This is a genomic window from Phormidesmis sp. 146-20, assembly GCF_052939475.1.
Genome location: NZ_JBJPHT010000096.1, coordinates 1 through 7911, shown reverse-complemented (window position 1 = coordinate 7911; position 7911 = coordinate 1). Strand labels below are relative to the sequence as shown.

Here is a 7911-nt window from a genome sequence, read left to right as displayed (position 1 = left end):
GAATGACCTCAAACCCAGCAGCAGTCTCGCTTGTAAATTCTCGGAAAGGTCTATTGCAAGGAGCAAGCTTAATCATTAATTTAGAAATGCGCTCTAACGACTCTGAACAGCTTTGCGATCGTGGCATGAGAGCATTTCAAGGAAGTGGTACATGACCGCATTGATTGTTGCAAAATTCCTATCTGCGGAAAGCATCTCCTCGGAATTCTGGACATACTTTCCTGCAACTAATTCTGATGCACTATTCTCAATCAGTTGCCGTATACCTTGCGGCTCAACTTCCAAGTGAAATTGCAAGCCAAGCACCTTGTCGCCGTAAAGGAATGCTTGATTCGCACAACTCTCACTGTAGGCGAGACGAATGGCTTTCTCTGGCAACTCAAATGTATCCCCATGCCAATGAAAAACAGTCAATTCAGAAGGTAAGAATTCAAGAGCTTTGGATTGCTGAACGGCTTCTGTTGTTTTGATTGGAAACCATCCAATTTCTTTGTGTTCTCCCAAATACACGCTTGAACCCAGAGCATCCGCGATTAGTTGTGCTCCTAGACAAATACCAAGCACTATTTTGTCTTTCTCGATCGCCTGCTTAATCAACTGTTTTTCTGCGATTAGCCAGGGGTACTGATCCTCCTCATAGATATTCATCGATCCGCCGAGGATGATCAACCAATCAAAATCATTCACAGTCGGTAAGGGATCGTCGGCATAAAGTCTGGTAGAGGATACCGAATAGTTTTGATTAGTCATCCAAGTCGAAATGCTGCCCAATCTTTCAAAGGGAACGTGCTGTAGATAGTGAATTCTCATGGTTGTTTCTCGGAGAGGTAACTTTTCAATAAAGAACGTGTGGGCGTACAGGCAACTAGAAGAATCTCAGCGTCTTGCTCTCCGGTTGCCGAGATATCGTGTGGGAGAAACGCATCAAAATGAGCTGCGTCACCCGGATTGAGTAAAAACTGCTCGTCTACTAGCGTCAGAACTAACTGACCGGAGAGAACATAGAGCCATTCCTCACCGCTATGCTGATAATGATGTTCTGCGGGTCGATCGACAGGTACGATCACTCGAAGTGGATGCAAATCAGCGAGATGGTTCCCGCCAGCGAGGGAAGTGTAGCGCAGCCCATTGCCTTCTTGAAGTAGACGATCGCCTGCACGAATGACAACGCCCGCAGAAGCTTTTTGTTCTGGAATTGCTGGCTTTGAGTTTTCTAAAGTCGAGCCAAATAGGTCGGGCAGTGAAACACCATAGACTCGTGCCAAGTTAAACAGAACTGCCAGTGAGGGCTGTCGTTCGCTACATTCTAAGCGCGACAAGTATGCCTCAGACACATCTGCTTGTTCGCTCAGTTCGTTTAAAGTCCAACCTCGTTCAGTTCTTAAAGCACGTAACTGTTGTCCTAGTTTGGTTAATTCAGACTTGAGCAGGGTGTCGATCGAACTGTCCATAAGTTTGCATATCAAGCGACTTACTTTCATTATATTGCCTGACAGACAAGATAGCATTTTTTGGGGAGGTACTACAGCAATTATTGGCTATTCTCCAGAACCAAGTAATTATAGAGATTATCTCACTTCAATCATTCTCGTTAACTGAAACTCAAAGCTGAAGATTAGCTTTAATCAGGAAAATAACTTGACATACAGGCAAGTTTTCTTTTACTATTTAGGAGTCCTAATCAATTAGATACTAACATGGAGGGCTAAATGGTTGCCCAAATCCTTTCGATTCAGGTTGGACTGCCCAAATTGCTTGGTGTTGCAAATGCACCCAATCCAATGGATCGCCCCTGGTCTACTGGATTCTTCAAAGAACCAGTTCAAGGGAGGATCTGGCTTGGCAGCACCAACTTAGCTGGAGATGGTCAAGCCGATCTCAAACATCATGGCGGTGTTGAAAAAGCAGTGCTGGTATATGCGGCTGAACACTATCCCTCCTGGCAAGCACGGTTGAATTTGCCTAATCTCTCTTACGGAGATTTTGGGGAGAATTTTACCGTTACCGATCAAACTGAAGCATCGGTGTGTATTGGAGATATCTATGACATTGGTGAAGCTCAGGTTCAGATATCCCAACCTCGTCAGCCGTACTGGAAATTGTCGCGTCGCTGGCGAATCTGGGATCTAGCATTACAAGTTCAATCCACTGGACAGACCGGTTGGTATTTCCGTGTACTGAAAGAAGGCGCGGTTGAGGCAGGAATGGAACTTATATTGCGCGGTTGCTACGCAGTTTCCCGAAGGGGTAATCGCCCTTTTCCACAGTGGACGATCGCACGGGCAAACCAAATTATGCACCATGATTTGAACAATCGAGAAGCAGCGGCTGAACTGGCAGATTGTCCCTTGTTAGCACCGAATTGGCAACGCACTTTGCTAAATCGTGCCGCTAAAAATGTCAATCCTGATTCCGCCTCTCGACTCTGGGGTGAGAACTAGCAACAACGCTAATTCGTGCCGCTCAGTCGAAGTCATTTAAGGCAACAGTTTAAGCAATTCCCAGAAATGACATCGAAGCAAGTTCGTAACTTCATAAGAATCTGAAAGACATCAAGCATTCAAACTTTATACACTTCAAGTAGATGAAGTTAGAGGTAGTTAATCAGCCTCAATTTAGCTTCAATGGGTTATGGGCTTCTCTTTTACTTTCTAGGCTGATGATATTTAGCTGTTGCAATTACAGTGCTAGTGATTGCAACCTCTTGTTGCTTTTCAATAGTAGCACTGGGCGAAAGTGCGATCGCTCTTTGTACTTTCTAGTAACAAAAGAGCAGAATGCAACAATAGCAAGGCTTTTAGCTTTTGTCTTTAGATAAAAGAGGGATAAGCATCTCGGCAAAGATCCTCACACAACTTCCTTGACAGACTGCTGATGGAAATGCAATTATTTAGGAGTCCTAAGTAAATGCAAACATGGCTCTTTTCTATTGATGCCTTGATCAGCCAACTCTTAAAGCATTCTGTCAAACATATTCACGACTCACTCATGACAAGGAGATTGATCAATGAACGCGATCGCAGGTTATACCTTTGGAACTGAACAAACCGCTCATTCACCGTTGACACTCAACGATTTGGAACTGCTCAAACAGACCGTTTTGTTTACAGACGAAGATGAAAGATATTTACGGATGGCAGGAGACGTGTTGGAAGACCAAATTGCGGCGGTACTCGATGTTTGGTACGGCTTTGTTGCTGCTAACTCTCATCTAGTTTATTACTTCAGCAATGCAGGACAACCAAACTCTGACTACTTGAGTGCTGTTCGCAAACGCTTCGCTCAATGGATTCTAGACACCTGTAATCGACCTTATGATCAGGATTGGCTGAACTATCAGCAGGAAATCGGTCTGCGCCACACTTACGCTAAGAAAAACCAGACCGATCACGTTGAAGCCGCTCCTCATATTGGGATGCGGTACTTGATTGCCTTTATCTACCCGATCGCAGCCACCATCAAGCCATTTCTGTCAAACAAGGGACACAGCGCGGAAGACGTTGAAAAGATGTATCAAGCCTGGTTCAAATCCATCACGCTACAGGTGACGCTTTGGTGTGTTCCCTATGCTAAAGATGCCTATTTCTAATCTGGAGGGACTCATGGAATTTGTTAATGTTTTTCTAGTTTTCTCACTGTCAGTATTTAGTGTTGTCGTGCTGGCGATGGGATTGTTTTTCTTACAGCTTTGTTGGTCTTGGCATCACGCCTACTTTCGATAAACAGTTCACCATCAACGATGCTTTCGCAAAAACACCTCACTTTTGTTTCTGAGGTTAATTACTGCTGATAGTGAATCAACTGTATTCCGCCGGAATTGATGCTTCTCTACACTACGCAAAGGCATCGCCGCCGTAGCGCATTGACGGTATGCACGCATAGCATTTAACTACTTTTATTCGCCTTAGCTCTTCGTTCATACAACAGGAGGTTGTGATGAAACGTTTTCTCATTGCTTTGCTCGGTATTGGTTTAAGCCTTGCGTTGACAATGCTCTATTCCAGTCTTAAAGCAGATGCCCGTCCTGCGACTCAATCCGTGACATCACCAACGACTACTCAAGTTGTGCCAACTCCAAAATCACCGGATCTAGAGATTTCAGGCACCAGCGTTCGCTATCTCAAAGACGCAGATTTGCTTGTTTTTGAGCAAACTGTGGAAGGAACGGCTGGCAAAACATTGCCCCAACCCAAGGGTAGCCTTGATGGTGCACCTGTGCTAGGCTACGTCTTTCCAACGACTCTAAAACCCGAAGATGCTGGATTTGGGAAGGTCGAAGGGATTTTGGCACTAGCAGTCACGTCTCATCCAGACTTCGATGATACGCCCCTGTGGGATGAGAACAACAACTCGAACTATGCTGATGATGGCATCATTTTTCATAGTCATTGGGTCGTACTGGTCAAGGACGATCGCGTTCCCGGTAACTTATCGGTCAAACAGTTCGACAAAACCGACAAAACTGTTGTGCTTCCACCGACCAATCCCGGTATGCCAATGTATTTTGATTCTCCTGGTTTCCCTGTTTTGCTAAAAGGTAACAAGCTCAGTGTTTTGGTTCCGGCTCAACGCATTCAATCTAAAACAAAATTCAAGTTTGATGGCGTTGTTGCTTATATGCAGGTGAATGCCACAAACAAAAACCTCCCTATGGTTGGGGTCTATCAAGCGTACAGCGTTAGTTCCGGGAATTTAAGTCTTCCCTATAGTGTGCAACCTCAGTAACGGAGAACATTAAATGGCTCTCAATGTTGAATTGCTAGAGAGCAGCTTTGCTCAGATTAAAGTGAACAGTTCAGAAGTGACTAAACAGTTCTACACAGTGCTGTTTACAGACTATCCAGAAGTTCAGCCTTTGTTTGCCAACACCAATATGGAAAAGCAGCGCAAACAACTGTTTCAATCTCTCGTCTTTACCGTCAATAACCTGGGTAAGCCAGATGTCTTAAGCGATACATTGAGAGGCTTGGGCACTCGACACGCTTGGTACGGTGTATTGCCACAACACTATCTAATGGTGGGCAGTAGCTTGCTTAAAGCTTTTGAGGTAAGTCTGGGCACAGCCTGGACTCCTGACGTGCAACAAGCGTGGACAGAGGCGTATGAAGTTGTGGCGCAATTAATGCTGGAAGGTACAGACTACTCACCAGAACCTCTGATGCCGATCGTGAAATAGCAGGGTAGTAAACTTGGCTGTCTACTAAATTTACTGCCTTTGATCGTTCTTACAACTAGCAGGAGAACAAACAATGGATACGATTGCACTGATTCCTAACAACTCGTTGATCACCAAAACACCTGACGAAGGACGGCAGTTAGCCGTGACAATGGCGCGACTGATTATCAAGCTGACTCAACCCGATGAAGAGAAGCGCAAACAGCTACGAGAGGTCTATGGTAGCGATGCCATGATGTTGATTGCCATAGGACAAACGGTTGCTACTGAGTTTGCCACGAACACGCGAAGCGTGAGCCAAAGGCACCGCTGCTGCTAACAACTACTGGAAGGAGGTGGACAATGGATGACTATTATTTGGTGGACTGTGGGTTTCACGATCAGCTAGAAGCCTTGGCAACGCTGCGGCAAACTTGTCAGATCTCCTACCGCACGGTAACTGGAGAAGTCGTTGAAGTTCAGGATCAGATTGTGGATGTGTATGCTGCGAACCATGCCGATTTTTTGAAACTCAAAAACGGAACTGAGATTCGGCTCGATCGCTTGATTTCTGTCAATGGCAACCCTACTCGATTAGCATCATGAAAATTCAACTCAAGATCGATCGTGTTCTACAAGGCTCATTTGATCTCCAAGCGCTAAATCTTTTGTTTGTATTTCAAGTCAACTGTCCTGGTTGTTTCATCTACGGTTTTCCCCTCGTCAACAAGTTGTATTGGAAGTATCGTCGCTTGGGTTTGAATATCTTGGGACTCTCAACGGCTTTTGAAGATTTTCAGTACAACACTGCTGCCAATACAGAATTGCTTCTGACGGAAATGAAACTGGTTGGAGCAACTCGGCAAGCATTAGGAGAGTTTTACTCTCAAACGATCGACTTTCCCGTTGCAGTCGATCAATTTACTACAGGTGCAGCACTCGTAACATCTGAAAACATTGAGATTTCGACTGAAGCAATCCCTGATTTTGACCGCCTGCCCACATCAGAGCAAGCAGCACTGCGTCAGAAGGTGAACACTTATTTGCAGCGACACACCCAAACATCAGCAACCTTTACGCTGAATCATTTACCAGGGACACCAACCTTTCTTCTGGTTGACCAAAACCTGCAATTGTTAGATGGATGGTTTGGACACATGCTTGAAACAGCAGTGATTGAGCGCATCGAAAAACACCTTCACATCGTTAAAGGAGTGACCCAGAAACTAGGCAAGTAATGTTTTGTGTGCAACACCTTGTTACCTGTGCTGCCACTGGCGAGATCGCGCTTAAAGATCCGCTTTTTCGTCCGCTTAGAGGATGCCATGCTGAAAACGCTGAAGTTTTGGTACACTGTCTGGACTGATTCAGCCCTGCGACCCACTGCCTTAAAAGTGGCTCTCGTTGTCGGATCGTTACTCTTTGCGATGAATCATGGCAGTGCTGTGTTACGCGAGGAAATGACCTGTGAACGCTGGTTGATGGGGCTAATCACTTACTTAGTGCCTTATACGGTCAGTATTCATGGACAGCACTCAACGCGATCGCGACACAGAATTAGCCCTTCCCGCTGAAAACCCGAATGTTGTTGTCAGCGAAAATCCCTTCGATGCCTCAAGCGCGATCGAACAACACATCTTGATTGGGCTAGAGAAGATTGGGTTGGCGCTGAAAAGTCAGTCCTGGCAGGATGCTGGACAACAAGGTTTAACACCGACTCAAGGGCAAATCCTGGCACTTCTGATTGACAAAGGCAACGCTGGAATGCGGTTGTCAGAGGTGGCAAAACATCTTGCAGTCACGGCTGCTACTGCCAGTGATGCGGTTACGTCGCTAGTCGAGAAAGGGTTAGTGCAAAAAACGCGATCGCCTCAAGATAAACGAGCGATCGCCCTCACGTTAACCGCTCAAGGACAGCAGATAGCAACACAAACAGCGTCCTGGTCTGACTTTCTGCTCAACACCGTGGATGAGCTATCCGAGGAGGAACAAGTCATCTTTCTGCGGGGATTGATCAAAATGATTCGCAAGCTTCAACAACAGGGACAGATTTCGGTGGCAAGAATGTGTGTAACCTGTCAATTCTTTCAGCCTAATCAGTATCCAGGGTCAGATCGTCCTCATCATTGTTCGCTAGTAAATGCCCCGTTTGGCGATCGTCATCTTCGTCTCAACTGCGCCGAACAAGTTGCCGCCGATCCTGAAATCGCTCAACAAAATTGGAACCTTTATCTTTCAAAGTAGATGAAGGCTGTTTCTGAAGTTTGGCAAGCGATATACTTTGGGAGACGGCTCGCAACGCTTCATCGGGAGAGAGTTGAATGATTACCCTGCCTGGAGTCGCCATTCACAGCAAAATCTATGAGAGTCCGGCTTCTCTAGTATATCGAGGGATTAGAGAGCAAGATACTTGTGCGATTGTTGCCAAAGTTCTGAAGCAAGATTATCCCTCTGCTCAGGAATTAACGCGCTATCGGCAGGAATATGAAATAACTCGCTCCCTTGACATCGAAGGCGTGATCAAGGCGTACAGCCAGCATGACCATCAGCGTACCCTGGTGATTCTCCTGGAAGACTTTGGTGGAGAATCTTTGGAATATTGGATGCGGCAGCAATCAGACTTCTGCCCGATGCCTTTGTCGATTTTTTTGGATGTCGCGATCGCTCTCACCGACACACTCAGCAAACTCCATGCGGCTCGCGTCATTCATAAGGACATCAATCCTGGCAACATTGTCTTTAATCCGCAGACTGGC

At 45.8% G+C, this 7911-nt stretch carries 12 protein-coding genes; 10 read left to right on the top strand and 2 right to left on the bottom strand.

The features are described 5' to 3' along the window. Window positions 1–93: 93 nt before the first annotated feature. Entirely contained in the window at window positions 94–750 is a 657-nt protein-coding gene (locus tag ACKFKH_RS33070; protein ID WP_446862646.1) for a type 1 glutamine amidotransferase, read from the bottom strand. A 56-nt stretch (window positions 751–806) separates the two neighbouring features. Continuing rightward, window positions 807–1451: a helix-turn-helix domain-containing protein gene (locus tag ACKFKH_RS33065; RefSeq protein ID WP_446862645.1), complete on the bottom strand. Its 645-nt coding sequence runs from the start codon at window positions 1449–1451 to the stop codon at window positions 807–809. Window positions 1452–1709: 258 nt separating this feature from the next. Here ACKFKH_RS33065 and ACKFKH_RS33060 point away from each other — a divergent pair, with 258 nt between their 5' ends. From ACKFKH_RS33060 to ACKFKH_RS33015, 10 genes are all read left to right on the top strand, one after another. Further along, window positions 1710–2441: an MOSC domain-containing protein gene (locus ACKFKH_RS33060; RefSeq protein ID WP_446862644.1), complete on the top strand. Its 732-nt coding sequence runs from the start codon at window positions 1710–1712 to the stop codon at window positions 2439–2441. A 566-nt stretch (window positions 2442–3007) separates the two neighbouring features. After that, window positions 3008–3589: a protoglobin domain-containing protein gene (locus tag ACKFKH_RS33055; protein ID WP_446862643.1), complete on the top strand. Its 582-nt coding sequence runs from the start codon at window positions 3008–3010 to the stop codon at window positions 3587–3589. A 347-nt stretch (window positions 3590–3936) separates the two neighbouring features. Then, entirely contained in the window at window positions 3937–4725 is a 789-nt protein-coding gene (locus tag ACKFKH_RS33050) for a hypothetical protein (protein WP_446862642.1), read from the top strand. 13 nt (window positions 4726–4738) lie between these two features. Then, window positions 4739–5176: a globin family protein gene (locus ACKFKH_RS33045; protein ID WP_446862641.1), complete on the top strand. Its 438-nt coding sequence runs from the start codon at window positions 4739–4741 to the stop codon at window positions 5174–5176. Window positions 5177–5249: 73 nt separating this feature from the next. Next, complete coding sequence (locus tag ACKFKH_RS33040; protein ID WP_446862640.1) at window positions 5250–5495, top strand: hexameric tyrosine-coordinated heme protein; 246 nt, start codon at window positions 5250–5252, stop codon at window positions 5493–5495. A 23-nt stretch (window positions 5496–5518) separates the two neighbouring features. Continuing rightward, complete coding sequence (locus tag ACKFKH_RS33035; protein WP_446862639.1) at window positions 5519–5761, top strand: hypothetical protein; 243 nt, start codon at window positions 5519–5521, stop codon at window positions 5759–5761. Beyond that, window positions 5758–6393, top strand: a complete 636-nt coding sequence (locus ACKFKH_RS33030) for a hypothetical protein (RefSeq protein WP_446862638.1) — start codon at window positions 5758–5760, stop codon at window positions 6391–6393. Before ACKFKH_RS33035 ends, ACKFKH_RS33030 begins: the two co-directional genes overlap by 4 nt. A gap of 87 nt (window positions 6394–6480) precedes the next feature. After that, on the top strand, window positions 6481–6729 hold the full coding sequence (nrtS, locus tag ACKFKH_RS33025) for a nitrate/nitrite transporter NrtS (protein WP_446862637.1): 249 nt from the start codon (window positions 6481–6483) through the stop codon (window positions 6727–6729). Next, window positions 6680–7399 carry a MarR family transcriptional regulator gene (locus tag ACKFKH_RS33020; protein WP_446862636.1) on the top strand — a complete coding sequence of 240 codons (720 nt, stop codon included), beginning with the start codon at window positions 6680–6682 and terminating at the stop codon, window positions 7397–7399. The genes nrtS and ACKFKH_RS33020 overlap by 50 nt, the downstream gene beginning before the upstream one ends. Window positions 7400–7476: 77 nt before the next feature. Then, a partial coding sequence (locus tag ACKFKH_RS33015; RefSeq protein ID WP_446862635.1) for a protein kinase domain-containing protein occupies window positions 7477–7911 on the top strand: 435 nt, incomplete at its 3' end.

Bases quoted from the DNA above. Each gene is read 5' to 3' on its own strand.
- ACKFKH_RS33070 (WP_446862646.1), bottom strand. From the start codon at position 750: ATGACTAATCAAAACTATTCGGTATCCTCTACCAGACTTTATGCCGAC.
- ACKFKH_RS33065 (WP_446862645.1), bottom strand. From the start codon at position 1,451: ATGGACAGTTCGATCGACACCCTGCTCAAGTCTGAATTAACCAAACTA.
- ACKFKH_RS33060 (WP_446862644.1), top strand. From the start codon at position 1,710: ATGGTTGCCCAAATCCTTTCGATTCAGGTTGGACTGCCCAAATTGCTT.
- ACKFKH_RS33055 (WP_446862643.1), top strand. From the start codon at position 3,008: ATGAACGCGATCGCAGGTTATACCTTTGGAACTGAACAAACCGCTCAT.
- ACKFKH_RS33050 (WP_446862642.1), top strand. From the start codon at position 3,937: ATGAAACGTTTTCTCATTGCTTTGCTCGGTATTGGTTTAAGCCTTGCG.
- ACKFKH_RS33045 (WP_446862641.1), top strand. From the start codon at position 4,739: ATGGCTCTCAATGTTGAATTGCTAGAGAGCAGCTTTGCTCAGATTAAA.
- ACKFKH_RS33040 (WP_446862640.1), top strand. From the start codon at position 5,250: ATGGATACGATTGCACTGATTCCTAACAACTCGTTGATCACCAAAACA.
- ACKFKH_RS33035 (WP_446862639.1), top strand. From the start codon at position 5,519: ATGGATGACTATTATTTGGTGGACTGTGGGTTTCACGATCAGCTAGAA.
- ACKFKH_RS33030 (WP_446862638.1), top strand. From the start codon at position 5,758: ATGAAAATTCAACTCAAGATCGATCGTGTTCTACAAGGCTCATTTGAT.
- nrtS (WP_446862637.1), top strand. From the start codon at position 6,481: ATGCTGAAAACGCTGAAGTTTTGGTACACTGTCTGGACTGATTCAGCC.
- ACKFKH_RS33020 (WP_446862636.1), top strand. From the start codon at position 6,680: ATGGACAGCACTCAACGCGATCGCGACACAGAATTAGCCCTTCCCGCT.